Raw genomic sequence first — 25,617 nt, 5'->3', positions numbered from 1 at the left:
AGCCTGTTTCTAGGCTGCTGGGCGGACGTGAACGATGATCACTTGGATTTCTTTCGTGCCGTCATAACGGAGGTCATAGTTCACACTCAGGCCCGTGTCAGTTCCCGAGGGCAGGGAGTAGTCGCTTCTTGAACCGGGCTCCTTCTCATTTGAGGTGATCCACCGCTCCGCGGCGTCGGCGTCGATGCCGTAACGTTGTACGCCGTCCCGGATGTACCCGTAGTACTCATCCCGGGAGGTTGTGGTGAGGAAATAGGTGACCTCACTGAAGTCCGATCGCGTGTGGAAGGTGTTGAAGCGGATCCTGTCCGTTTCGCCGTTGATCTCCCCCGAGGGCCCCACGATGGTGAGGTTGATCTTGCTGGAGTCCCTCGTGTTGATTTCGGGCCCATAGTCCTTTGTAGGCTCCAGGTTCACGTCAGCCTTCTGCAAGGTTCTGGAGCTCATGTCCAGCCTCGCTGTCTTGCTGGCGCGGATCTGCTCCACGCCGGCGGCATCGAGGGTGGAGAAAGCGCCGGGCGATAGCGTCTTTGTCTCGGTCCCGGGGTGGTTCGTGGACACGGTACATCCCCCGAGGAACAGACCTAAGGCCAGCAACCCAGCAACGAATCCACGACTGCGATGGCGGCTTGTCAGTCCTTCCGGGAGCCTCTGTTCCCGCCTTGCCATGATGTTCATTCGATCCCCCGTTGGTCAGTCTGATGCTGCTGGTTTCATGCCGGACTGTTTTTAGAGCCGGAGCGTGACGCCCTCGGCCGTGCAGGTGCCGGCGTTGGCGAAGACGGCGTCCCGGATGGCGTCCTTGGATCCCTGCTCGGGTTGGCCTCCATTCTTAGCTGCTGCCGAGTGATCGATGGCCAAGACGCTCAGGGACGCAAAAAGGCCTGTCAGGTCCCCTGAAACCGTGTCTTTTGCGTCCTGCGACCTCAGGTAGATGTCCTCGTAGGCGTTCGGGTCGGTGCCGGGAAGGGCTTTGTCCTCGGCGTAGAGCGCGTTGAGCGTTTCGCAGGCCTCCTTCAGGCTGTCAGTCGTGGTTGTCGGTGATGATTCTGAAGGCGATGCCTGCGGGGTGACGGCTGTCTCCGTAGGTATGGAGCTTGGCCCGATGGGTTCTTTGGGGGTTGAGGCGCATGCCGTCAGGCCGGCGACTGTGGCGATGGCTAGGGCGGCCAGGATTTTCTTCACGTTGGATCTTTCTCTTACGGGTGGCATTTTTGTCTCAGCCCGGGAAAACCCCGATGAACCAGAAAGCGGCTAGGGACAGAAGCGCAAAGGCCGGGATCAGGCAGCCGAGGACCTTATTGGACCGGGCAGTGACCTGGAGGGTCTGGTTCGGATCCTCCGGGTTGTAGGCCACTTCAAGAGGCGACCCAGGGACTGGTTTGCCTCGGTAGGAGACATCGGACTCCCCGACGTAGAGCACGCCGCGGCTGTCATGGAATTGGTAGCGCGGCCAGTAGCGGATGCTCCGAGTTGCGTTGCCCGCGCCGTTACTCCAGCCTTGTCTGCTGCCGGTCACGACGCCCTGGGCTTTGGGCCAGGTGGCAATCAGCTGCTCCTGGCGCTTTGTGGTCCGGACTGCCTTGGTGCAGGAGAACGCGGCTCCCATAACGAACAGCGCCCAGATGACATACAAGGCAATTTTCACGGGGCGTTCTCTACCGGATTGGTGATGACGTTGGCTGCGGACTCATCTTCCTTACGGAGCTTCACGGAATACGGGAAGTAGTCTAGGGTCATCTGGATGCGGGGATCCGGGTGCTTCAGGAACCAGTCGTAGGCGCGGTCATCGTCAGCCTCCCACCAAAGCTTCGGGAGGCCCTTGAGTTTTCGGGCCTTGCGCCCGCGCCATTCTTCCGTGATGTTGAAGTATCCCTGGAGGACAGCGAGGCCGAAGAGAAGCCCGAAGAACACCATGACCAGCCCCATGATCGGCATCTTGAAGATCGCGAGGATCCCGAGGAGCAGACAGAACAGCGAGACCGGCGCCACCAGAACCGTCAAGAAAAGGCTGAAGTAGAAGGAACGGATCAGGTTATGGTCGCCGCCGCCTGAGCTGGCACCGAGCCCCCATTCCTCCTTCGTGTACGCGTAGATGGTTTTGCCGCCCACGGAGTACCCGTAGCGGAACGGGCGGTTGATGACCCGTTGGAAATGCTCTTCGTTCTTCTTATCCCCCATGGCACCAACTTTATCGGGTGTCATGGTGCGGCCAGTTCCTTAGACGGCAGTCCGCCTGGCATAAAAGGGCCCTTGAGCGTTAGGTTCAGACCAGTTGCTAACCCTACACACCTGTGGTCCCCTCTTGGCACACCGGCGGACACCTTGGCAGGTGCAGGGAATTGAGGGCTCCTCACAGCAACGCTGATGCGGACCAAGGATTGTTCAGATCTTTGCGTCACTAATACGGAAATCATTCCGAAAATGATTTATGGGAAGCACCGTCGGGCTGACAGGTCCGGAATCCGGATTTGATCACGGGGATCCGCCCCTGCGTCCTTCACCGGATGCGGCGCTACGCGGATGATCTGCTGACTCTTCCTCACCCGGTCCACGAGGACGAACAATGCGGTCTTTGGTGCTCGTTCTGCCACGTACACGATCTGCTCCAGGCTCACTCCCTGTTCTTGACCATCGCGTGCTGTGCGATTTCGAAGGACTGGTTGTTCGAGTCCAGCAGCCTTTTCAGGGTTTGGGCTTCAGCGGCGGTCAAGAAGGTGATTCCCTCTTGTTTTCGAGTTTGAGGGTTGCGCCAGAGGACCGTGAATGACGTCGATCCGTCTGTCTTTTTTGCGCTCCCAAATTAGGGCGGGTGTGCACAGAAATCGAGTTTTGTGCACACTCCAAGCCTCCAAACCGCTCTGACTTGCCAAAACACTGTGCCCGAGGGGGACTCGAACCAGCCGCTCCCCCTGAAAATCCGCCTCTCTTCCGAAACATCCCCAATCCGGTCCGGTCCGATGCCGGTATAACCGAATCCGAAGCCCAGGGTGTGGACAGTGTCCCCACCCACTTTGATGCAGGGACCAAGGACGTGCCGCGGCTCTTCTCTTCATGAAAGGAAAATCCCTCCGCTGCTCGGCGCACGGCCATCACCGAGCACCGACGTCCGAGACAGGTGGCCGGCTCGAAGTCGACGAGCATGTCCCGTCTCAACATGGTTGCCAGTGTGGTCATTGAATCGGTCAGACCACGGGATTCTTATCAACCATCTAAAACGGGGACACCGCGCCCATAAGGGGTGGCGGGAAACCGCCCGCGGTCGTCCGCTGTTCTTGAGCTACTTCGTGAGAGCCCCCTCCAACCAGGATCTTAGTACCGGGGCGGGAGCTGCGCCGGCCTGCCTCGCGACGATCTTGCCGTCGACGATGACCAGCAACGTTGGCACTGCCTGAATGGCGAATCTGGCGGAGAGCTGCGGCGAGTGGTCCACATCGACCTTCACAAGTTTGATCTGCCCCGCGCGTTCGTGTGCCAACTGGTCCAGCACGGGGCTCACCATCCGGCAGGGTCCGCACCACACCGCCCAAAAGTCCACCAGTACCGGAACGCCGGACCGTTCGGCGATCTCGCCGAAGTCGTCGTCGCCCGCTTCAACCACCCAGGGAAGCTCCCGGTGGCAACTCCCGCAGCGTGGCCGGCCCTCGGCGACAGCCGGAACGCGGTTGGACTTGCCGCAATGGGGACATTTGATGATGGCTTTGTTCATGCGGTTCCGGCCCCTTCCAGCTCTATCGTGCTGTAGTCAACCACGAGTTCCCCTTCGAATGCGGTCACCCTGACCAATCCGCCCTCCGCGACGCTGCCACGCAGCAGGGCCCGGCCCACTTGCGTTTCCACCACATGGGAAATGTAGCGGCGCAGGGGCCGGGCACCGTATACCGGGTCGAAGCCGCGTTCGGCTATCAGGAGGCGCACTTCCTCGGTTAGGTGCAGCTCTATTTGCTGCTCGGCCAGCCGCTGCCGCAGCTGCTGGAACTGCAGATCAACGATGCGTTCGATTTGCGGCAGTCCCAGGGGTGCGAACAGGACCGTATCGTCCACGCGGTTGAGGAACTCGGGGCGGAAATGCGCCCGGAGCTCACCCATGACCATGCCGCGTGCCTCCTCGGTGATCGCCCCGCCTTCGGCCGGACCCTCCAGAAGGTACTGGGAGCCGATATTGGAGGTCATAATGATGACCGTGTTGCGGAAATCGACGGTCCGGCCTTGCGAGTCCGTAATCCGTCCGTCGTCGAGCACTTGCAGCAAAGTGTTGAAAATGTCCGGATGGGCCTTTTCCACCTCATCGAACAGCACCACCGAGTAAGGCTTCCGGCGTACCGCCTCCGTGAGCTGTCCTCCTTCATCGTAACCGATGTAGCCAGGAGGTGCCCCCAGAAGCCGGCTCACGGTGTGGCGCTCCTGGTACTCACTCATGTCCAGCCGGATCATTGCGTTCTCGCTGTCGAAGAGCGCCGCAGCCAGAGCCTTGGCAAGCTCGGTCTTCCCGACGCCGGTCGGGCCGAGGAAGATGAAGGAGTCGATGGGCCGGCGGGGATCCCGGATACCAGAGCGGGCGCGGATGATGGCGTCCGTCACCGCGCTAATCGCTTCTTCCTGCCCCACGACGCGGGCGCGCAGGATTTCATCCAGGTGCAGGACTTTTTCACGTTCGCCTTGCTTCAGCCGTGCGACCGGTATGCCTGTCCAGGCCGCCACGATGTCGGCGATCTCGTCTTCTGTCACCACCTCGCGGAGCAGGCGTTTTTCACCCTGTTTCGCGGTCAGCCGTTCCTCCTCGGCGGCCAGCCTCCGTTCGAGGTCACCAAGTCGGCCGTAGCGTAGCTCCGCCGCCCGGTTGAGGTCGTAGTTCCGCTCGGCTTCCTCAGCCTCCAGCCGCACCCGCTCCAGGTCAGTGCGGATTTCCTGCAGCTTGTGGATCGCCTGGCGCTCGGCTTCCCATTGGGCCCTCTTCGCGTCGGCCTCGGCGCGCAGGTCCGCCAATTCACGCCTCAGCTCCTCGAGCCGGGTCTTGCTGGCCGGATCGGTCTCCTTGGAGAGTGCAGCCTCTTCGATTTCGAGCCGCGTGACCTTTCGGGTGAGCTCATCCAGTTCCGCTGGCATTGAATCAATTTCGGTGCGCAGCCGGGCGCACGCTTCATCCACGAGGTCGATGGCCTTGTCCGGGAGGAAGCGGTCGGTGATGTACCGGTGGGATAGGGTGGCCGCAGCCACCAGAGCACTATCCTGGATCCGTACGCCGTGGAAGACTTCAAGTCGCTCCCGCAAGCCGCGAAGGATGGAAATGGCGTCCTCGACGTCGGGTTCCTCAACCAGGACCGGCTGGAAGCGGCGTTCCAAAGCCGCATCCGACTCAATGTGTTTCCGGTATTCGTCGAGGGTGGTGGCGCCGATCATGTGCAGCTCCCCGCGGGCCAGCATTGGCTTCAGCATGTTACCGGCGTCCATCGACCCCTCGGACGCGCCCGCCCCGACGACGGTGTGCAGCTCGTCTACGAAGAGCAGGATCCCGCCTTCTGCCGCCAGCACCTCGGCCAGCACCGCCTTCAGCCGCTCCTCGAATTCGCCACGGTACTTGGCACCGGCCACGAGGGCGCTCAGGTCGAGCGAGAAAATGGTTCTGTTCTTCAGGCCTTCCGGCACATCCTGCCGGACGATCCGCTGGGCCAGTCCCTCCACAATGGCGGTTTTGCCGACTCCAGGCTCGCCGATAAGCACCGGATTGTTTTTGGTCTTGCGGGAAAGTATCTGGACGACCCGCCGGATTTCCGCGTCGCGGCCGATGACCGGATCCAGCTTTCCGGTGCGGGCGTCCGCCACAAGATCGCGGCCGTACTTCTCCAGCGCCTCGTAGGTCTGCTCCGGCGTTGCCGAGGTGACGCGCTGGTTTCCCCTGACCTGGGTCAGGACCGAGAGGAACGCCTCGCGAGTGATGCCGTGCTCGGCCAGCACCTTGCCGGCCGCCGTGGACCGGCCTTCCTCCGCCAGCGCGACCAGCAGGTGTTCCACGGAGACGTACTCGTCTTTGAGCCGTTTGGCTTCACGTTCAGCGGCATCGAGGAGTGTGCCGAGCCTGCGGCTCACGTACACCTGCCCTGGCGCTGCCCCCGGCCCGGTGACCTTCGGCTTCCGCCGCAGCTCGGACTCGACCGCCCTGTTCAGCTCGTCCACGTCAACCTGCATGCCCACGAGCAGCCGCGGAACGAGGCCACCCTCCTGCTCCAGCAGGGCCGCCAGCAGATGCTCGCCGTCGGTCTCGGTATGGCCGTGTTGCTGGGCGATCCGCTGGGCCCCTGCCAAGGCCTCCTGCGACTTCAGGGTCAAACTCTCCATATTCATCGCGAAGTAGTCCTTTCCACTTGCGTGATTTCAACCAAACGCCGTTCCAGCGTGTCCACCCGCGCCAGCAAGTCCAGTACCAGCGGGATTGCCGCATAGTTCAGCGCCAGCTCCGAATGCAGCCGCAGGACGCGCGCGATCAGTCTCGTCCGTTTCCGACACACTGACCACCTCGTGGGTCCGTGGATCGAAGGGGACGTTCTCGGAGTCGATCCGCGGATAGCCCAGGCGGGCCAGGGTATCGATGGCCTGGGATCGAATTGCGGCTATGCCATCGACGAGCGGGTCCCCGGCAGACGGGGCATGAGCCAAGGCCAGTTCCAGGTTGTCCAGGACGGGCAGCCACGCCAAAGAGACCGCTGCGCGCTCCTGTGCCCTCAGCTATGCGCCGTCCCGGGCGGCGCGCTTTCGCACATTATCTGCGTCAGCCAGCGCACGGCGCCACACCGGATCCACGGTATCGACGAAGCATCCATCGTCAACGCGGCGCTGAACCTCGTTCGCTAGCATCGGCCGTCTGACGGTAAGGGGGCGGGAGACATTCGTCTGTGGGGTCAAGACGAGGGGCTATGTGGACTACGAACTGGAACTGGCGATTGTCAAGGACTTGATGCTCGCCGGCTACGACTCCCCGCCCGCTGCATAGCCTGTATCTGATTCGGCCGCTCAAGGGGGCGCTACTGATGCAGACGCTGGCCCGTCTTAACCGCACGTTCCGCGCAAGGGAGGACGGGCTGCTGGCGAATCGCCTCGTTAGGGCCGGAGTCAACCCGGGGACATTGAGCCTGTCAAGAGGCCGCGGCAGCTTGAACCGGCTCCATGACGCCGCCGGACGGTGCACCGTTCCACCTCTCTGCCGAGTTCCCCCTTGACTTCTCTGCTGACCGTCGTCAGTCTTTCGACAACAGGAGGGGGCATCCGTCCGCTCCTAGCCCAGTGGAGGATACTGATGTTCCGTGCCAGGCCGCTGACGCGTTCCGCAACCTCCGGAGACCGGGTTACACGCCTTGAGCTATTCTTCGATCTGGTCTTTGTCTTCGCGCTATCGCAGCTGTCCCATCATCTGCTGGAGCATCCCTCCTGGGTGGGGGCCGGTGAGACGTTTGTGCTACTTCTTGCGGTCTACAAAGTGTGGGTGTACACGACCTGGTCGGCTACATTGCTGGACACTTCCCGGCTTGAAGTCCAGTGGATGCTGCTGATCATCATGCTTGTCACACTGTTCATGAACGCCTCCATCGGCTCAGCGTTTGACGCCTTCGGCTGGCTCTTTGCTGCGAGCTATCTCCTTGTCCAGCTGGGCCGGGGCGCGTGGATACTCACTGTCGGACTTGACCCGACCACCCACAACCATTTCGTGCGCACTCTGATCTGGGGGTGTATGAGCGCGCCGTTTTGGATTGCCGGCGTCTTCTTCGATCCAGGGCCCCGTTTGATGTTCTGGGGTGTCGCTGCCGCGATCGATCTGGGCGGCCATATGCTGGCGCACCGGTTGCCGGGCCGGAAAACCGAAGGAAGCCGGGTCCCGCTCCCGGGAGAGAGGATCTTTGAGAGGTTCGGATTGTTCTACCTGATCGCGCTCGGCGAGACGATCCTCTCAACCGGCCTGGCGATTGCAGGCAACCTGGAGGACCCCTTGATATTTCTGACCGGGACCATAAGTTTGGCCGGAAGCGTCGCGATCTGGTGGTGCTACTTCCACGGCCTCGAACAGGACATTCTGAAAAAGCTTGCTTCGGTCGATGATCAGTTCCGGCCCGGCATTTTGGCTGGCAACACCTTGGTCGTGTTACTCGCAGGCCTGATCCTGGTGGCAGTTGGTGATCAGCTCGTGATCAGCGATCCGGCCGCCCGCCCCGACCTGTCCACCGTTCTACTTCTATTTAGTGGGCCGGCACTCTTCCTTGCCAGCCGGGGTTTTTTTATTCGACAGGTACTGGGCCTGCGCCCCCCATCTGATCTCGTCGGCATTGGAGCTTTAGTGGTGCTGGCAAATTTGAGCCTTCTCCTCCCCGCGTTTGTTGCCGCCATGGGGGCCGTTCTTCCCCTCATCGGCGTAGCAGTTTCCGACACCGTGAACCGCCGCCGCCGAACGCAACAGGGAGCCCGCTGACGGCCAGCCAACACAGCTCGGTGGACTCCGAACATAGGAGCGACTATGGCGGTGATTTCTGGATCACCAAGACATTGACGTGCTCATCGGGTGTGGCGTCCGGAAGTCAGGCCACCATGCGGTGGCCCTGGACAGGGCCAGCAAAACGCTCTTCGACGGGCTCTGCCAAACGACGAGAACCGGCTCCGGGAAATTCTTGGCTCCCTCTTCGCGCATGGGAAGATCCTCCTTGTGGTGGACCAGCGTGCCCCTGTTGGAGCGCTGCAGGTCGCGGTGGCCCAAGCGGCCGGTGCAGCCGTTGGCTACCCGCAGGGCTTAGCGATGCGAAGAATCGCGGGCCTTCACCCGGATCAGGCCAAAGCCGACGCGAGGGAAGCGGCGATCATCGCCAACGCTGCCCGGTCCATGCCGCATACGCTGTGCACCACCGCTCTGGGTGATGAAACTCTGGCCGAACTCAGAGCGCTGGGCGGCTTCGATGACGACCTCGCCGCCCAGAACACCGCAAAGTAAAACCGGATCCCTAGGCCGCTCACCGGGTACGAGTCCTCAGAATCCGCCACTCCCCGCAATCGCTAATCCGGCCCAGTTCGGCCGTCATAAGACCCGATCTGAAACCGAGGGTGTGCACATTGCCTCTTTTCAGCTTGGCTCTGGCGGCCGGGACGACGCCTTGGCCACACCTGGTCGGATCTGTCCCTCTAGACGCCGTTTAAGCGGCCCCATGATGTCGGCACGATCCACGCCCTCAAGCTGAGCGGACCGACTTCCGCAGCGAAGGGCCAGCCCGTCCTCTCTAGCTTCAGCCCGCGGCTGGTACAGGTGCCAAACCGACCCGGGGACCGAACGCCATGACACCGGCTGCTGGTTCACCGCCTCTCCCCGATCTGACACCGCGCCGGCTGACCGACAGCTGTCCATGGAGGCATGGCCCTACCGGACATGAACCGGCCGTCTCACTCAACAGTGATGTCACAGTCATCGTTGGAGCTCCCTGACGTTTGGGGTCCCATGAATTTTTGGCAAGAATTACCATAATGTCCAGCGCGTCACGGTGGGACTGTGAGAGATGAGCGAAGCCGCAAAGCACCGTTAGCGCTTCTCTCGCGGCGATGAATAAGAACCGGCGCCGGCCCCGGCTGGAGACTATCCCCGCAGGCGGTTCCTGCAGCAGATACGCACAATGGGCCAGCGCCGACGGGATTCAAAGGAAAGGCTCGGACACAGACAACGCTAGGCCAGGGTCAGGTCGGTTGGCTGAGCTGGCGTTCGCCATCGTCTGTGCTCGCGGTATCGGAAAGGACACCCGATACGGGAGGGATCAATGGACGTCAACGTTCTGCCCCAAGCGGCCAGGACCGGCCTGGACGGCGAACACTTCACCCTGCTCGTTCTCTCGCTCGCCTTCTGGGCCAACGGAGGTCTCGCCGAGGCGTGGGACCTGGGCGCCTTTACTTACGGGCTAATGACTCTGTCAGGTTCGGACATACTCGTTCTGGCCTGAACACTGAACGATCTCCAACGCCCGAAAAGCCCGCTGCACCACCAGAGCCTTGGAGCCGCTCGTTCGATTGGACAGTTTCGTTCCGTATGGCCGGAGAGCGAGAGCATGGCCACCGCATGAGCGACATGGGATCCTCCTGATTGGCAGGGTTCTGCACCCCACGCCGCGCAGAACCCGTCAACAAGACGCACAGGTCATGCACCTTCTCGGAACGTCGGCATGAACAGTCGGGACATCAAAGAATGCAAACCAAGCCACGGCGGCACCGCTCCCCCAACCCCCGTCAGGTCATGCAGTTAGCCGCCCTCACCGTCATGAACGGTTAACGAGCGACACCGCTACCAAACAAGAGAGAAGGCAACGGCCACCAACAAAAAAAAGGCCCCTGAAGGGGCCCACCAGTGAACAAAATGTGCACACTCAGAGACTAAAAAGCCCCTGACTGGAAACACTGTGCCCGAGGTGGGACTCGAACCGGGCGCCAACCCTTGAGAATCCGCCACTCCCCCGAAAACATCCCGAATCCGGCCCTGTCCGCTGCCGGTACAGCCGAATCTGAAGCCCCGGGTGTGCACATTGTGCACACCCGCTTTTTCCCCACTGGATGCAACACCGACCGGCCTCATGCAATCCTTCGAGCGTGGAGCATGCCTCTCCACCGCACGCCATCCTTCCGCCTCGTGCCACCACTTTTCCGCGGCCCCGCGGAGTCCGACCCGCGACCCTGACCGTGCATTGATCTGCGGAGCAAGCCGAGGACTGGGATTCAATGAACGTCATAGCGTTGCGACCTCCTTAGAACAACTCATGGGCGGAAAGACCGAGAAGGCCATGACCAGAACGTCGCCCTATCGAGCATCGAACAGCCACCATGCCCAGCGCGTTCCAGAATGATGAAACGCTCACTATCGGCGTTACGAAATAGGCGGGGGACTGCCTGCAAAAGGGCTCTTGTTGCCACCGTTCGTGGCGTTGTTCTCTCCAGACTCCGTAATTCAGAACTGCTCAGCCAGTGCTCCCCTACTCGCAGCGATCAGGCTTCCCTTTTGACAAATATCTGAGCTTAGTCATAATTGATTATGATCATTTTTTCGACCGATCTAACCAACACCCCTGAAGGAGCATCACGGCATGCGAGCATTCGTAGTCACCAAGTACCGGGAGCCGCTGCGCGAGGCGGACGTCCCCGAGCCAATCGTCGGGGACTGCGATGTCCTCGTGCAGGTGCAGGCAGCGGGCCTGAACCAGTTGGACGAGAAGATCCGGCTGGGCGAGTTCAAGCAGATCCTGCCCTACAAACTTCAGCTGATCCTCGGCAACGACGTCGCTGGCACCGTCCTCCAAGTCGGGGCAAAGGTGCGCGGGTTCAAGCCCGGCGATGAGGTGTACGGCCGCCCCGACCAGGACCGCATCGGCACCTTCGCCGAGCGCATCGCCGTCGCCGAGGAAGACCTTGCGCTGAAGCCTGCATCGGCCAGCATGGAGGAGGCGGGCTCGCTGCCGCTGGTGGCGCTGACGGCATGGCAGGCCCTCGTCGAGCAGGGCAACGTGCGACCAGGACACAAGGTTCTCATTCACGCCGGCGCCGGCGGGGTCGGCTCGATCGCCATCCAGCTCGCCAAGCACCTCGGCGCGACAGTTGCGACCACCGCGAGCAGCTCCAACGCCGGCTTCGTGCGCGACCTCGGAGCCGACATCGTGATCGACTATCGCACCCAGGACTTTGAGCAGCTCCTCAACGGGTACGACCTGGTGCTGGATAGCCTCGGCGGGGAAAACCTCGAGAAGTCACTGCGCGTCCTCAAGCCCGGTGGCAAGGCGATCGGGATCTCTGGCCCGCCGGATCCGGCATTCGCGCGCAAAGCCGGCCTGAGTCCCATGCTGCGCCTGGCGACCACCGTGCTCAGCAGCAAGATCCGCAGGCAGGCTAGGAAACTCGGCGTCAGCTATGAGTTCCTCTTCATGCGCGCCAGCGGCGACCAACTGCGCCAGATCAGCGCCCTGGTCGACGACGGCGTGCTACGCCCCACCGTAGGAAGAGTCTTCAGCTTCGACCAGACCCCAGAGGCGCTGCAGTCCCTGGCCGCGGGCGGCATCCGCGGCAAAGCAGTGCTCAGTCTCACCGCCTGAACCCGCCCCAGCCTTTCCACCTCGCAGACCACCCAGGAGAACTAACCGTCATGGACAACACCGGCACCCCGCACGAATCCGTCGTCACTTCTTACACGAAAGCACCTACCAAAGCCATCACCGCCGGTGGTACCACCTACGCTTACCGCGAGCTGGGGCCCAGAGGCGGCATCCCCGTCGTGTTCTTCGTGCACCTCGCCGCCACATTGGATAACTGGGATCCCCGCATCATCGACCCCATCGCAAAGAACCGCCACGTCATCACCTTCGACCAGCCCGGCGTCGGCGCTTCCACCGGGCAGGTTCCCGACAGTATCGAGGCAATGGCCGACGACGCCTACACCTTCATCAAGGCCCTCGGGTTCGACACGATCGATGTCTTCTCCTTCTCCCTGGGCGGCATGATCGCCCAAGACCTCGCCCTCAGGCATCCCGACCTGGTCCGCAAGCTCGTACTCACCGGGACCGGCCCGAGAGGAGGAAAAGATATGGATAAAGTGGTCGGCACCACCTACCGGGACATCCTGCGCGCAACACTGACACGGTCCGATCCCAAGGAATTCCTGTTCTTCAACCGCAACACCACCGGCAAGCCGGCCGCGAAAGCGTTCATCAAACGCCTTCAGGAACGCGCCGCCAACCGTGACAAGCCGATCAGTACCCGTGCATTCCAAACGCAGCTTAAGGCCATCCAGTCGTTCAGCCGCTCCACCCCGTCAGACCTGTCCACGCTCACGCACCCCACCCTCATCGCCAACGGCGACAACGACCGCATGGTGCCATCCGTCCTCTCCGAAGACCTGCACCGGCGTATCAAGGGATCCGAACTGATCATCTACCCCGACTCCGGCCACGGCGCCATCTTCCAGTACCACGCCAAATTCGCCCCCGCCGCCGTCGAATTCCTCGCCAACTGACCATCACCGCTCGAGACCAGGAGGCACAATGGGCGCCCCACGTCACCGCCGCAACCGGAACGATATGAACTACTAAAAGGCCCGCACTCATTTCCGCAGGTTCGTCACAAAGCAACTCGTCGCCGGCAACTCACGCTTACAACACAGACGCCGCGCTTACCTGCGTGAAGCACGGTCAAGCCCTCCCACTGCGAGAAGTAGACATACCGGGGATGCCCTCGGCTCTCCGTGGTCGTTACACTCATAACTGAGTCCAGTCAGTTACGCCCAGAGGAACCTTCATGCCCGTCGCATCCCAGCCGCTCGGACGACGCGAGCGGAACAAGCAGCAGAAGCTTGACCGCATCACTGCCGCGGCCAGTGAACTGTTCGCGGAACACGGGATCGAGGAGGTCACAACCCAGCAAATCGCCGATAAGGCCGACATCGGCACCGGAACCCTATTCCTCTACGCAAAGACCAAGGGAGAACTCCTTCTACTCGTGCAGAACGCGCACTACGCCGAAGCGCTCGAGCGGGGCCGGGCCAATGCTGAAACCATCCCGGATGCACTGGATGCGCTGATGGCCATCGTGGGGCCGATCGTGGAGTGCAACCGCGTTCAGGTCGAGAATGGGCGCACCTACCTGCGGGAGATGGTCTTCGGGGACCCAACGGAGCCACACCACAGTGAAGCCCTTTCCATCGTCGCGCAGACCGAGAAGGCCATCGCTGCCATCCTGGGCCGCGATGAAATTTTCAGTGCCGATGATGCCGCAACAACCGCACGCATCGTCTCGGCCGTCATGTTCCTCAGCATGGCAATGAGTGCGAATCCCGCTCTTCGCATCGAGGACATTGTGCAGGACATCAGGACCCAGATCCGCCTGCTCCTGCCCCGCTGACGCAAGAACTTTCACCTATCGCCGCGCCAGACCTACCGCATGTCAGCTGGAACTTCACCCCAATCTGACGTCATTTCCACCTCAACCGAGTGCCAGACGGCAAAAGGATCATGCACAGGAAGTTGGTCGTCGTCCTTCGATAGGTTGGTTTGGTAAGGCCGGCCCCGGGTACCCCGACTCATTGGAGAAGACGTGAAAGCGATTGTGTACGAAGAGACAGGTTCGTCCTCGGTGCTGAAGCTTCAGGACAAGCCGCTGGCTGATCCCGGCCAGGGTGAGGTCCGGGTCCGCATGGTCGTCTCCGGGGTGAACCCCACCGACTGGAAGTCCCGGGCAGGCGGAGGAGCAAGCACCACGCTGGAGGCACCGAAGGTTCCCAACCAGGACGGCGCCGGCGTGATCGACGAAGTCGGCTCCGGAGTGACAGGACTCAGCACCGGAGACCGCGTCTGGCTCTGGGACGTCGCCTGGGGCAGCAATGAGGGCACGGCACAGGAGTACGCGGTCGTACCGGCGGCCAAAGCAGTCACGCTTCCGGACGCTGAATCCTTCGACACCGGCGCGTCCATCGGCATCCCCGCCCTGACAGCGCACCGGGCGCTGACCTCAAACGAGGACGGCCCTGCCAGGCTCTCCCCCGGAGCCCTGGCCGGACGAACGGTGCTGGTCACCGGCGGCGCAGGCGCAGTGGGACACGCTGCCATTCAGCTCGCAAATTGGGCCGGAGCAACCGTCATCACCACCGTCAGCGGAGACCGGAAAGCTGAACTCGCACACAGCGCCGGCGCCCATACCGTCGTCAACTACCGCACCGACGACGTCGTGACTGCCGTCCGGCGCTCCGCCCCCGGCGGAGTCGACACCATCGTCGACGTAAACGCCCCAGCCAACATCGACTCCGACGTGCAGGTGCTCAAGCCAAGCGGAACCATAGCCATCTACGCGGCGAATCCCGGGGAATCAGTGACGGTTCCCATCCGTGAAAGCATGACGAAGAACGTCCGATACCAGTTCATCCTCACCTACACCGTGACGGACGAGCAGAAACAACACGCCGTGGCCGCCGTCTCCCAGGCGCTGAAGGCCGGTGCATTGCGCGTCGGCGAAGAACACGGCCTGCCGCTGACCCGCTTCCCGCTCGAAGCGACCGCAGCGGCACATGACGCCGTGGAGCAGGGCACCATCGGGAAGGTACTCATCGACGTCACACCATCATCCTGACCCATGCCCTCCCGCCCCACCGGACCGGGACCGCATTCAGGTTCTGCCCTCGGCGGAGGGGCCGGGCTCTTGTTGGGCGATGGGTGATGACTTTTCCCAAAGGCGCCCTCAGCCAGCTTCTCGTAGGCTCTTTGGGCGTCCTCGACGGCAAAAGTGCTGTCCACGACCGGTTGGATGGCGCGTACGTCAAGGAAGCAGACCAGGTCCTGGAATGAGCGCAGGTGGCCTACGGCGATCCCGAGCTTTCCACCGAACCCGAAGTTCAGGGAAAGCCGTGCAATGAATCGGCTCCGTCGAAGCCGACGAGGCGACGTCATCGGCGAACGCAGCATCCTCGGATCTGGAGTTCATGAAGAGCGCTCACGCCGTGCGCGCTGCCTGAAGAGAGCTTTCTATGAGCCAGCAGGTGTTCTACGGTTGCGACTATGAGGCTGCACGTGACCTACCAAGGTGGAGACAAGGACCGTAAGTCTGAGCTTCGAGAATTATCGGAGTTCCCGATAGAAAGTCCTGAAGGCAGGTACGAGTTGACCTTCCGACACGCGAGCCAAGAACCCGACCCAACGGAGGCCACAGCCAAATGGGTGTCGCAAGAGCGGCCGCAGAGCAGTGACTAGCCGGCTGCTAACCCTTCGATCGGTGGCGTTCCAAATGCCCTCCCACGGTCGGCCCAAGTTTATGGATCTCCACTATCGGCGTTCCAAAGCTCGCCTAGATAGGCGCAGGGTTCTCCGCGGATTGGCATCCTCAGCCTCGACCCCGGCCGACGCTCCAGAGGTCCGGGTGAACCCCCCAGCTAGTTGTTCTCCTTGATGTCTCTCCACGGGGTTCGCAGGATAGGACCAATGTTCCGAAGCACGAGACAGACCGGTCTGTCTGTCTTGGTCCCGTGGGATTGTGTATTATCCGTGTGTGGAAACTCCAGAAAGCGGCGCTGAACAGTCAGGGCGCTCCGCAACAGGCGGTCCTCGGGAGAAGATCGTTGCCGCGGCCTACCAGCTGTTCGCGCGCCGCGGGATTCGCGACGTCGGAGTCGACGAACTGATCCGCGCATCAGGCGTGGCCAAGGCAACCTTCTACAGGCACTTCCGCTCCAAGGACGATGTCGTGCTGGCCTTCCTCGAGCAGTGGTATCTGGAACGCACGGTCGCGATCGAGGACGCAATCGCCCGCCGCGGAACCAGTGACGAGGCAGCCATGCTGACCATCTTTGACGTCTTCGACGACTGGTTCCGCGAGGGCGCGGCCCAGGTCAGCTCCTTCCTGCACGTGTTGATGGAAATGGGTTCCGACCACCCCCTCGGGAAAGCGAGCATCCAGTACCTGGACAGGACGCGGCAACAGATCGCGGAACTCGCAGAATCGGCCGGGCTCAACGACCCGCACGATTTCGCCTGGTCTATTCACATCTTGATCAAGGGAGCTATCGTCGCCGCGGCGGAGGGCGACGCCCGCGCTGCCGGCCGCGCCAGGACCATGGCCAAGCTGCTCATGGACCACCACCGGTCGTAGAAGGAGCTGTGGGAACTCCCGCACCTCGGAGAAACCAGATTTGCCCCCTGCTAGCGGGCCCTCCCCCAATCCCCTGACGGCCATACTCGACGAAAGGCCGGATATCGGCTCTCCGACATGGGATTTGGCCGAAGAGCCCTTACCTCTGGAGTTGATGATGCTTCTGCGTCCGCAGGAAACCAGGCGAGTCTTCCATGGACACTATCCACCGCTGACGCCGGCATCAGCGCCAGCAGCAATGGCCAGCCAACGTGCACTTCGGCCAACCCATGCAGCGAGTCCGACGGATCAAACCCGCAAAAAAGAAGCCAAGGAAGCTCAGTTGTGATGCTGCAAGCCGCGAACAAGCCCATGATCAGTCATGATCACCACAAGACAACAAGTCGGCGCAATCCCACTCCCCCAGCTCCAATACAGTCATGTCGCTCGGCCCAGACCGCGCAATGAAGGAGTAAGAAGCACACCCTCGCTGAATCCAGAAGGAAGGATCCGACCACAGAAACGGCCAACAATAATTACACAGCTTGAGGACGCCATCCGAGCCACCGCCGACAGGATGTTGACACTGTCAGCCGGGCTAGAGGCCGTAGGGGCCCCAGCCTGGCGGAAAATGTGTGCCCAAGGTGGGACTCGAACTGCATTCCGGCCCTTGAAAACACTGGGAAGTCCCGAAAACATAGGCAATCCGAGCCAGTCCCACACCATTACGACACAGACCAACCCAACCCTCTTCTGAACCATGAAACCCAACGCCGAGAATGGATCCTTTATCCGCTGTGGTGGCGGATGCCTGACGCGTCGGTGGGCGGGGGATTCCGTTACGGAAGTCTCCTGGCGCAGAATACAAGAGCTCCTGCGCTCCCGGCGTCGGGCCCCACTTTTGAGATCGTCTGAGCTGGTGAAAATGGGTGTGGACATTGTCCACGCTTTGAGCTTGGGACGGCGTACTGACGCTCCGCGTTCCACCTAAGACGATGCTCCTATAGGTTTCAAATCATGACGAAGGGAATTTTGAACAGTGGCGCCACCGCTTGTTTGGCATGCGATCAATTCATAATGAATGAATGAGGATCGTGACGGTTGAGGGAACGCGCTCACTACTCTCGTCGACGAACCTGATGGGGTTTCGGCGTGGCCTCCTTGCTGTGGGGCGCTCCAGCCGCCTTGAGACGACGCTCATGCCTTGAGGCAAACCAGACGGCGGCGAACATGAGCCCCAGCACGTCCACAAAACCCAAGATGGCTTCCCACGGCATCGGGATCCCGCCGCCGCGCAGGTTGTTGTAGAACGATCCGAGGGGCACCAGCAGAGGCCAGAGGACGATGACGTTGCGGACAAGGGTGAAGGCGATCGCGTAGACCGTGCCGAGCCCGAAAAGGAAGAGCATCTCGGACCCTCCCATGCCATATCCGACATGGTACGCCGCGTACAGGGCGGCGGCTCCGGCGACACCTGCGACCGGACCGAAGCTGGCCTCGAGGCGGGTCTGAATGAATCCTCTGAAGAAGACCGTTTCGAAGAATCCCACGGTGACTGCCAAAGCCAGCAGCGGTACCCAGTCGACGGGACGCGGGAGCGGATATCCCCACAACGTGATGATGAACTGGATCGCCGCGAGGACAAGCCCTAGGACGAAGGCCTGGCCCACATTCCTGCGAGTGATGCCCAAACCACTCAGGGCTCTACGCCGGATCCACGTGTTGTATCCAACTGGACCTAGGACGCCGAGGAGCATCCCCGCAGCGAACGAGAGGAACAGCCCGAGAGTGTTTGCCTGGGTAAACACCCTAAAAGCCAGCCAGAAGAGGGCCACGACACCTACGTAGAGTCCGAAGACTGCGGCCATATCGAGCCAGTCAACACGAACAGCCCATCTGGGTCGCGAAGCGGGCAGGATAAGTACGAGGACCAGGGCGGCGAGCGGAACTCCGACGCCATAGAGCGTGGCGTCGCCGAGGTTAAGTAGCAGTATCGCCCCGACGAGGAACGTCGACCAGGTGATCCCCGGAAGAAGTCTGGCCTTCCCGCTCAAGTTCGTTCTTGACATGATTCCTCACTCAACGTGCTGAGGTTTCGCATGCAACTAGTCTTCCCTGAGGCAATCCTCCGCCGTAGGGGCCAAGGACCCGTCTTTTACGGGCTATCTCTCTGCCCTGTTTGGTCGGTCAACCATTGGCGGGTGTTCGCCGCCAGGGTGTCGTTGCGGAGGATGCCGCGTTCCAGGGGGGAATTTTGGAGGGCCGGTGGGCAAGTTCGCGTGCTGCGGTTGTGATGGTGCAGCCGAGTTCTGTGCGCTTCTGGCGCAGGTCGGTGTTGTTGGGGGCTGCCTGGGGGTTGGTAATCTGGTGGTAGATTTCCCGGGCGGCGTAGCGTTTGAGGCAGCGCATGATTTCGCGTTTTCCTTTTGCCCTCCACGGTGCGTTTGGCCACGTAGTCCTTGGTTCGTTGGCAGGAAGCCACGCGGACCAGGACCACCTGGTACAGGGCATGTTGGCGTTGCGGTCGCCGCCTCTGAGGAGACGGTGACGGGTGGTCTTGCCTGAGGATCCGGGTATAGGAGCTTCCGACCAGGGCAGCGCACTGGGCCACTTCTGCAACACCATGCCGTGGAACCACGCCAGCCTCGCGTCACGGACAACCGCAACTGCCAGACCTGCTTAGGGCCAGCTGCTCAACACTCCGGCAACTTTCGCACCCCGGGGTAACCTCATCAATCCGATCGGTTCCCCGGTGGGAGGTGGAACTTGAGCTGTGGGCATCACTGACCGGCACCGCACGGTCGGCGGACAGGGCCGCTCCTAGGTGCATGCGCTGACAGCCCTCACGCGGGTACCTCGGGACGGGAACCGTCGCCCTCGCCACCCACTCGTGGGGAGTCGAGTTCATGGTGAGTCACCATCACGGCGAGCACGATGAGCCATGCGAAGTAGGCATAAGCGTTGATCCGCTCAAACCCGCCTGCCCACGCAGTCTCGTTCTGCTCGATCCCCCGGATCGCGACGCCAGCAGCTGCCCCGAACGCGACCACAACGGCCAGGGTAGCCACCGCGTAAAGGCGGAACCAGCCGCGGTACGCGACTGCAGAAAGAATCATCGTGGCAACCACGATCACCGTGAACACGATCGACAACGCGATGTGCATCGTGTCGTTGAACCCCGTCACCGTCCCCCGGGAACTCATCGCCCAGAACGTGTGATTCGGGATGCCTACGACTAAGAAACCCGCGACCCCGATGGTGCCAATCCACCACAAGGCGCTTCCTCGCTGCGCCACCCGGAGAAGGCCTATTGCGAATGCCAGCAGGAGCACAGCGTGGGTGAGGATGGCGGTCACCATGAGCGGTCGGACAGGTGATCCGAAGGCACTCAGTTCACTAATCGCTTGGTCCAGGAACCTGTAGCCGCCGTATAGCAGGGCCGAGAGGACATCCGTGATGACGTACACCACGACAGCTGGGATCGCCGCCAAGATCAGGCCTCTCTTGACAGCCCGACTACGCCACCAACGCGAGATCACGTCGCCACCTGAATCAACATTTCGAAGGGTATTCATTGCTGTTGCCTCCTCGGTTCCATGATCTGTCCGGAAGCGGACACCCATCAGTGCCGAACGACCTGACGTCGGGAGATGTCCCCATACTCCTGTCACCCTCGAATGCGACAGCCACCCATCCACGAACGTGCTTTCAGAGTGTGGGCATGGGCAAGAAGGACTGAGACGCAGTGGGCCCGGCCAACGAAAGGTGCCGGCGCCGGTCGCGTTATGCGGGACCTTGGCCTCTGGGAGTACCCTTCGTCCGCGAACACCATGAAGGTCATGACAACCTTGACCACCCGCATACTCATCGCCGCGACGGCCACCACCGTAGCGGGGCTCGCCACAGGCGTCATCCGGGCATACCGGCGGGACTTCATGGTCGCTCGGAACCGGTTGTCAGCCGTTCAGCGCCACTACATCAGCACCGCCTTCGGTACGGTGGAGTACGCCGAGTCCGGTGCCGGCGACCCGGTTCTCGTTAGTCACGGCATCTTCCACGGCTGCGACGGGGCCCTGCTCTCCGTCCGCTCGATCCTGCGCGGATACAGGATCATCGCCCCATCACGCTTTGGCTATCTAGGTTCCGGGCTTGCTGCCAGTGCGAGTCCGCGGGACCAGGCCGATGCCTTCGCCGCACTGCTCGACCATCTCGATGTCCTCCAGGTGGACATGGTGGGTATCTCCGCCGGTACCACCGCCGCGTTCGAGTTCGCCTTGCGCCATCCGGATCGGACGAAACACCTCGTCGTCCTGTCAGGCAGCTTCCCGGGCGGCCCGATGGCGGTTGCCCCACCGGTGTGGGCGAAGTTGCTCTACGCCGACCTCCCGCTGTGGGTGATGAAGAAGGCCGCACGAGCACAATTCGCCCGCCTGTTGGGGGTTCCTGCGGGATTTCCGAAGACGCCGGAGCAGGCGCAAGAGATGGACGAGATGGTGGAGAGCATCTTCCCGATTGGCCCGCGAGCAGCGGGTGCCGTGTTCGACGCCTACGTCTCGAACCCCGCCGTCAATGACCTTCCCATCGAAAAGATCGCCGTCCCGACGATCATCGTTCAAGCCAAGGACGACCCGTTGTGCGCGTTCGCCCCTGCCGAGCAGGCGGCTCATCGCATCCCCGGATGCGTCCTGATCCCACAGGAGTCCGGCGGCCACCTGGGCCTCGGGCAGAGTGCATTTACGCGTGCGGCACTCGATGACTTCCTCAAAGTGCCCCTAACGGCCTGAGCGGACCCGTCGGCCCAAGCCTGCCCGTCGTCCCAGCGGCAAGCAAGGCTAATGGAGGAAGCGAGCGAGGGTGTTGCCAAAGATCACCCGCGTGGCCTCTGTCGAAGCGGTCGGTGGCGCGCTGCTGGAGTCGTTCATGCCTGTGAGCAGGGAGGGCCGCTGTCCATGACCGATCCCGATGCTCAGTGAGTTCAGCATTCGAGAAGAGCAGCAGAGCCTGGCGATCGTCTACGTAGCCCGGGCGCGCAAGCTAACGGAGGAGTGCGGAGCTGCTTGGCCGTTGGAGCTCGAACAGGCCACCAAAAACCTTTGTCGATGTGAATTGCAGATGATCTGGTGACCCTAATCCTCTCAAATCCTGATTTTGGTTGTTTATTCGGTCAGCCATTGGCGGTAGTCCACGGCGAGGGCGTCGTTGCGGACGAGGCCCGTTCCAGAAGGGAAATTTTGGATGGCCAGTGGCCAAGTTCGCGTGCTGCGGTGGTGATCGTCAATCCGAGTTTGGTGCGCATGTGGCGCAGGTCGGTGTTGTTGGGGGCTGCTTGAGGGTTGGTGATTTGGCGGTAGATTTCCCGGGCTGCGTACCGTTTGAGGCAGCGCATGATTTCCCGTTTGCTCTTGCCTTCGGCGGTGCGTTTAGTCACGTATTTCTTGGTTCGTTGGCACGAAGCCATTCGGACAAGGGCTACCGAATGCAAGGCGTGGTTGGCATTGCGGTCGCCGCCTCTGCTGAGCCGGTGGCGGGTGGTTTTGCCCGAGGATGCGGCTATGGGTGCGACCCCGACGCCCGACGGTGCCGAGCAGTTGACTGGCCACTTCCGTGCCGACGCCGGGTAGGTCGCAGAGCATCGGGGCATAGGTGTCGAGGATTTCCTGGAGTGCGGCGTCCGTGGCGGTGATTTCTGCTGACAGGGACTGGCAACGCGTGGCCAGGGCCTTCAGTGTCAGGAGGCAAACAAAGGTTGGGTCGCCCATACGTCCCGAAGGCCTGGTGCCGCTGCAGGGCGGTGATTAGAGCTCTGGCCCCGAGTGTCCGGTATCTTGCGCGGACTTTGTCCGCGGCCGTAACCAGGAGCCCTTTGATCTGGTTGATTGCGGCGGTGCGGGCTTTGACCGCTGATGTGCGGGCGGCCCGCAGGACTCGCAGGCATTCAACGGGGCCGTCTTTGGCTTTCCGGATCGCGGTGGTCCGGCCGTCGAGTATTGATTGAGCGGCGTGGTACGCGTCCAGCGGATCAGACTTTCCCTTCAGCCGCCGCGCAGCGCGGTTCGGGCGGTTCACCTCCAACACGGTGAGCCCTTCATTGCGAAGCGTCTTGGTGAGTTCCGCGCCATAGGATCCTGTTCCCTCGACACCAACCGCGGTGACCGTGCCGTAGCGGGGGATGAAGTCTAAGATCTTTCGGTATCCCGATCACACGGCCAGGAATTCCCTATCCGCGAGGGGTTTGCCGTGTTCATTGATGACGGCGACATGGTGTGTATCGGCGTGGGTGTCAATGCCCGCGATGACTTGGATTGATTCGTTTGCCAAGATGGAAATTGCCCCTCAGCCGAGATCCATGCTGATTGATCGGGCGCGGGGCAGGTGGGCAGACAAAACGATAATTGGACTGGTCGAATCAGGCTCCTATGAGGTCATGTCCGCCTGGATCAACACCCTCTTTGACGGACCTTGAGCCGGCGGACAGATCGTCGGTAAGACAGTGCCGCCAGGCACGTCAGTTTTTTGCTGGGCCACGCCGGCTCAAGGACTTTTCCAGTATTACCGTTTCATCCACGGGGAATAGGGCCCTTGGCCTTGAGGTTGGAATTTGGTTAGCGAAGATTTGCCCATGACCAGATGAAGGAGCATCAGGCGTGTCCATCGATTACGATGCGCCGCGGGCGACGCAGGACGACGAGGCCACGGAGCCTCTCGTGGAGCTGAAAACCGAAAAAAGCCGGCGCCGCAGGCGGCGCAGTCATTGACCTGGACGAGGCAGACCTCGCCGAATCCTTTGAACTGCCCGGCGCGGACCTCTCCAACGAGGAACTGCTCGTACACGTCGTGCCGGCCCAGTCCGACGAATTCACGTGCATGTCCTGCTTCCTCGTCCACCACAGATGCCAACTGGCCCGTGAAGAAGGCGGTAGGAAGTACTGCACCGAATGTGAAGGCTGACCTTCCCGCGCCGTCCCGACTCGGTGGCGGACGCAGGGAGGAGTGTCCGGACCACGCCTTGGAACGCAGCACAGCTACCTGCTGCCAAACAACCGTTAAACACTGTGGCGGGCAGCCATACCATCTCCTCGGTCCCCGTCGGAGGGGCGGAGTTTCACCCGTCCAGGCCCTTGCCTGAGGTTAACGAAAGTGGTAAAAAATCTATATCGGCGGATATAGATCATCCGAGACCCGTGAACAGTGAACAAGGAGGTATGTGATGTTGATGATGAGCGATCCGTTCCGCCAGCTGGACCGGCTTGCCCAGCAGGTGTTCGGCACGGCCGCGCACCCGGCCGCCATGCCGTTGGATGCGTGGCGGGAGGACACCGAATTCGTCGTCGCGGCCGACCTGCCCGGCGTGGATGTTGACTCGATCGACGTCGACGTCGAGCGGAACGTCCTGACCGTGAAGGCTGAGCGGAAGATCACCGCCCCCGAAGGGGCCGAGTTGGTGGCCGCAGAGCGGCCGCAGGGTGTCTTTAGCCGGCAGCTGGTCCTCGGCGACGCGTTGGATGCCGAGAATGTGAAGGCCGGGTACGACGGCGGGGTGCTGACCCTGCGCATCCCGGTCGCTCCTAAGGCACAGCCGCGCAAGATCGAAATCACCACCGGCCAGGGCGCCCAGCAGCAGATCAGCGCCTAACCGACAGGGAGGAGCGCCGGACGCCACTGCCTCTCTGCCCGGCAGGCAGCAATAGCGGCGAGGTGCCCCTCCCCCGGGCGCGGTTTCCGGTACCCGTGACCCGGGGACCGCGCCCTATGAAGACGAAGGAGACACGACCCCGGGACCAGAGAGTTCCTGGGAGTATGAGGAGGACGGGGTTCGCTGCCATGCCAGTCACGCGCCATGTTGCCTGGGACGGGCGTTTGGAGTCGTTCAAAGGCAGGGACACGATCGACTACGTGCTCACGGCTGCCTCCATGGCGACCGCGTGCGCTGCTTGCCGGGGGCCCCTTGAGTCCGGTGAGCCGCTCTCGCTGCTGGTGAACGTCACGGAAAGCACCGGGCCGGACGGCACCAATTACGTCACGTTCACCGACTGTGTGTGCCACCGCGGCTGTAGCGATCCCGGCCTGAGTGTCCAGCGGGGCCGTTGGGCTCCCAGCGAGCTCACCCCTGTGGCGGCCCGGTTGGTCCTGACGCAGCAGACCGCCAACGGAGAGGAACGGCTGGTGCCGGTGCTGGCCTATACGCTGGTCCCGGTCGTGACGTTCCGGGAGAATGACGGCGATATGACCTCCGCCCTCGTCTCGGTGCTGCTCTTCCATGGCTTCCAGCTGGCCATGAGCCCGGATTTGGGCGACATCCTGGAAGAGGCCACCGCAACGTCTGCGAGCTGCGGCTTCGCCGTGACACCACAGGGCCTCATCACCCTCAGCATCCGCGGCAAAAACCTCTTCCGGGACCAGCTCCACACGGAGCAGCCTGCAGACGCGCTGTGGCTAGAGGCCGCCTGCGGCGGCCACGTCCTGGTCATCAGCGGCGACAACCTCAGCATCACACTCAATGGCCTCGACCTCCGCCACGCCGCCGCCCAGGGCACACTGGTCATCGGCACCGTCCCCGTCCACGCATAGGCCGTGAACTGCTGCCCGTAACCGGTGCCTGCACTGTGGACACCCGGCGCTCCTTCCCGCGGTGGAATGACGCCCCCGACAACCACTAATTATTTCCGGATCGAAGACAACCACTGCTTTTCCGGACCGAAGCATCTTCGGCTTGAACCCTGCAGGCCAGAAAACAAGGTCACTCCACGAGCCGTGGCGGGCCGAAGAGGAATTCGTTTGCGTGGGACACGGCCTTCCGGAACGCGTCGTTGCGGAGGGCCACCAGGTGCTCGAAGTCGTCAACGCCGGGTTCAAGGAACCCGGTGAAGCCCGGGCGGAGCATCCAGATGTCCCCTGCCGGCGGCAGGTAGAACACGCCGAAGGAACGGTGCTGGCTGTCCTCTTTGTCGGTCCAGATGGGGACCACGGCGAGGGCGGCACCGGTGCCGGGGTTGATCCGCTGTGCGCGGGGCAGTG

At 62.1% G+C, this 25,617-nt stretch carries 24 protein-coding genes and 5 pseudogenes; 14 read left to right on the top strand and 15 right to left on the bottom strand.

Going from position 1 to position 25,617, the window contains the following annotated elements; translation table 11 throughout:
- Positions 1-9: 9 nt before the first annotated feature.
- From AC3A3W_RS12350 to AC3A3W_RS12315, 8 genes and pseudogenes are all read right to left on the bottom strand, one after another.
- Positions 10-561, bottom strand: coding sequence for a hypothetical protein (locus tag AC3A3W_RS12350; RefSeq protein WP_487443154.1), 552 nt, complete (start codon positions 559-561; stop codon positions 10-12).
- A 168-nt stretch (positions 562-729) separates the two neighbouring features.
- A complete protein-coding gene (locus tag AC3A3W_RS12345; protein WP_487443152.1) occupies positions 730-1,185 on the bottom strand; it encodes a hypothetical protein in 456 nt (151 codons plus the stop codon).
- Positions 1,186-1,219: 34 nt separating this feature from the next.
- Complete coding sequence (locus AC3A3W_RS12340) at positions 1,220-1,648, bottom strand: DUF3592 domain-containing protein (protein ID WP_487443150.1); 429 nt, start codon at positions 1,646-1,648, stop codon at positions 1,220-1,222.
- Positions 1,645-2,205, bottom strand: coding sequence for a hypothetical protein (locus tag AC3A3W_RS12335; protein ID WP_487443148.1), 561 nt, complete (start codon positions 2,203-2,205; stop codon positions 1,645-1,647). The genes AC3A3W_RS12340 and AC3A3W_RS12335 overlap by 4 nt, the downstream gene beginning before the upstream one ends.
- Before the next feature lie 1,075 nt (positions 2,206-3,280).
- Complete coding sequence (gene trxA / locus AC3A3W_RS12330) at positions 3,281-3,709, bottom strand: thioredoxin (protein WP_307465815.1); 429 nt, start codon at positions 3,707-3,709, stop codon at positions 3,281-3,283.
- Positions 3,706-6,342, bottom strand: a complete 2,637-nt coding sequence (gene clpB, locus AC3A3W_RS12325; RefSeq protein WP_487443147.1) for an ATP-dependent chaperone ClpB — start codon at positions 6,340-6,342, stop codon at positions 3,706-3,708. Before clpB ends, trxA begins: the two co-directional genes overlap by 4 nt.
- On the bottom strand, positions 6,339-6,506 hold the full coding sequence (locus AC3A3W_RS12320) for a chaperone modulator CbpM (protein ID WP_487443145.1): 168 nt from the start codon (positions 6,504-6,506) through the stop codon (positions 6,339-6,341). Before AC3A3W_RS12320 ends, clpB begins: the two co-directional genes overlap by 4 nt.
- A 34-nt stretch (positions 6,507-6,540) precedes the next feature.
- Positions 6,541-6,654, bottom strand: a pseudogene (locus AC3A3W_RS12315) (nucleotide exchange factor GrpE); the annotation flags it as partial.
- 262 nt (positions 6,655-6,916) lie between these two features.
- Between AC3A3W_RS12315 and AC3A3W_RS12310 the strand changes: the two are divergent.
- The 10 genes and pseudogenes from AC3A3W_RS12310 to AC3A3W_RS12265 form a co-directional block, all read left to right on the top strand.
- Positions 6,917-7,082 (top strand): annotated as a pseudogene (locus AC3A3W_RS12310) (type I restriction enzyme subunit R domain-containing protein); the annotation flags it as partial.
- A 128-nt stretch (positions 7,083-7,210) separates the two neighbouring features.
- Positions 7,211-8,455: a low temperature requirement protein A gene (locus tag AC3A3W_RS12305; RefSeq protein ID WP_487443143.1), complete on the top strand. Its 1,245-nt coding sequence runs from the start codon at positions 7,211-7,213 to the stop codon at positions 8,453-8,455.
- A gap of 58 nt (positions 8,456-8,513) precedes the next feature.
- Positions 8,514-8,959: pseudogene (locus AC3A3W_RS12300) on the top strand (IS110 family transposase); the annotation flags it as partial.
- An 820-nt stretch (positions 8,960-9,779) separates the two neighbouring features.
- Positions 9,780-9,959 (top strand): hypothetical protein, encoded by a 180-nt coding sequence (locus AC3A3W_RS12295; RefSeq protein ID WP_487443141.1) that lies wholly within the window; start codon positions 9,780-9,782, stop codon positions 9,957-9,959.
- Between the two features lie 1,131 nt (positions 9,960-11,090).
- Positions 11,091-12,089, top strand: a complete 999-nt coding sequence (locus AC3A3W_RS12290; RefSeq protein WP_487443138.1) for an NADP-dependent oxidoreductase — start codon at positions 11,091-11,093, stop codon at positions 12,087-12,089.
- 50 nt (positions 12,090-12,139) lie between these two features.
- The gene (locus AC3A3W_RS12285; RefSeq protein WP_487443136.1) at positions 12,140-13,006 is read left to right on the top strand and encodes an alpha/beta fold hydrolase; all 867 of its coding nucleotides are present in this window, start codon (positions 12,140-12,142) and stop codon (positions 13,004-13,006) included.
- A gap of 281 nt (positions 13,007-13,287) precedes the next feature.
- Positions 13,288-13,890, top strand: coding sequence for a TetR/AcrR family transcriptional regulator (locus AC3A3W_RS12280; protein WP_487443134.1), 603 nt, complete (start codon positions 13,288-13,290; stop codon positions 13,888-13,890).
- A gap of 192 nt (positions 13,891-14,082) precedes the next feature.
- Complete coding sequence (locus AC3A3W_RS12275; protein WP_487443133.1) at positions 14,083-15,111, top strand: NADPH:quinone reductase; 1,029 nt, start codon at positions 14,083-14,085, stop codon at positions 15,109-15,111.
- 86 nt (positions 15,112-15,197) lie between these two features.
- Positions 15,198-15,326: a hypothetical protein gene (locus AC3A3W_RS12270; RefSeq protein WP_487443131.1), complete on the top strand. Its 129-nt coding sequence runs from the start codon at positions 15,198-15,200 to the stop codon at positions 15,324-15,326.
- A 697-nt stretch (positions 15,327-16,023) separates the two neighbouring features.
- Positions 16,024-16,623 carry a TetR/AcrR family transcriptional regulator gene (locus AC3A3W_RS12265; protein WP_487443129.1) on the top strand — a complete coding sequence of 200 codons (600 nt, stop codon included), beginning with the start codon at positions 16,024-16,026 and terminating at the stop codon, positions 16,621-16,623.
- 1,097 nt (positions 16,624-17,720) lie between these two features.
- Here the strand turns inward: AC3A3W_RS12265 and AC3A3W_RS12260 are convergent.
- The 3 genes from AC3A3W_RS12260 to AC3A3W_RS12250 all read right to left on the bottom strand — a co-directional run bounded on the left by AC3A3W_RS12260 (position 17,721) and on the right by AC3A3W_RS12250 (position 20,093).
- Complete coding sequence (locus AC3A3W_RS12260) at positions 17,721-18,671, bottom strand: CPBP family glutamic-type intramembrane protease (protein ID WP_487443127.1); 951 nt, start codon at positions 18,669-18,671, stop codon at positions 17,721-17,723.
- 118 nt (positions 18,672-18,789) lie between these two features.
- Positions 18,790-19,011: a hypothetical protein gene (locus tag AC3A3W_RS12255; protein WP_487443125.1), complete on the bottom strand. Its 222-nt coding sequence runs from the start codon at positions 19,009-19,011 to the stop codon at positions 18,790-18,792.
- 434 nt (positions 19,012-19,445) lie between these two features.
- Positions 19,446-20,093, bottom strand: coding sequence for a DUF998 domain-containing protein (locus AC3A3W_RS12250; protein WP_487443123.1), 648 nt, complete (start codon positions 20,091-20,093; stop codon positions 19,446-19,448).
- A 348-nt stretch (positions 20,094-20,441) separates the two neighbouring features.
- Between AC3A3W_RS12250 and AC3A3W_RS12245 the strand changes: the two genes are divergently transcribed.
- The gene (locus tag AC3A3W_RS12245) at positions 20,442-21,386 is read left to right on the top strand and encodes an alpha/beta fold hydrolase (protein WP_487443121.1); all 945 of its coding nucleotides are present in this window, start codon (positions 20,442-20,444) and stop codon (positions 21,384-21,386) included.
- A 380-nt stretch (positions 21,387-21,766) separates the two neighbouring features.
- Here the strand turns inward: AC3A3W_RS12245 and AC3A3W_RS12240 are convergent, their stop codons facing one another.
- From AC3A3W_RS12240 to AC3A3W_RS12230, 3 genes and pseudogenes are all read right to left on the bottom strand, one after another.
- Entirely contained in the window at positions 21,767-22,030 is a 264-nt protein-coding gene (locus tag AC3A3W_RS12240) for a hypothetical protein (protein WP_487443269.1), read from the bottom strand.
- A gap of 60 nt (positions 22,031-22,090) precedes the next feature.
- A pseudogene (locus AC3A3W_RS12235) lies at positions 22,091-22,156 on the bottom strand (hypothetical protein); the annotation flags it as partial.
- Complete coding sequence (locus tag AC3A3W_RS12230; protein WP_487443261.1) at positions 22,153-22,773, bottom strand: IS110 family transposase; 621 nt, start codon at positions 22,771-22,773, stop codon at positions 22,153-22,155. The pseudogene AC3A3W_RS12235 and the gene AC3A3W_RS12230, both read right to left, overlap by 4 nt.
- 473 nt (positions 22,774-23,246) lie before the next feature.
- Here AC3A3W_RS12230 and AC3A3W_RS12225 point away from each other — a divergent pair.
- The 3 genes and pseudogenes from AC3A3W_RS12225 to AC3A3W_RS12215 all read left to right on the top strand — a co-directional run bounded on the left by AC3A3W_RS12225 (position 23,247) and on the right by AC3A3W_RS12215 (position 25,170).
- Positions 23,247-23,550: pseudogene (locus AC3A3W_RS12225) on the top strand (DUF4193 domain-containing protein).
- A 259-nt stretch (positions 23,551-23,809) separates the two neighbouring features.
- Positions 23,810-24,235 carry an Hsp20/alpha crystallin family protein gene (locus AC3A3W_RS12220; RefSeq protein WP_487443119.1) on the top strand — a complete coding sequence of 142 codons (426 nt, stop codon included), beginning with the start codon at positions 23,810-23,812 and terminating at the stop codon, positions 24,233-24,235.
- Between the two features lie 188 nt (positions 24,236-24,423).
- On the top strand, positions 24,424-25,170 hold the full coding sequence (locus AC3A3W_RS12215; protein ID WP_487443117.1) for a hypothetical protein: 747 nt from the start codon (positions 24,424-24,426) through the stop codon (positions 25,168-25,170).
- Between the two features lie 169 nt (positions 25,171-25,339).
- Here the strand turns inward: AC3A3W_RS12215 and AC3A3W_RS12210 are convergent.
- Positions 25,340-25,617 (bottom strand): hypothetical protein (locus AC3A3W_RS12210; RefSeq protein WP_487443116.1); only part of this gene is annotated, 278 nt, incomplete at its 5' end.

It is taken from the genome of Arthrobacter sp. Soil_N43 (genome assembly GCF_057655195.1).
Note: the sequence above shows the minus strand (reverse complement) of the source record. Positions and strands in the feature narration are given on the sequence as shown.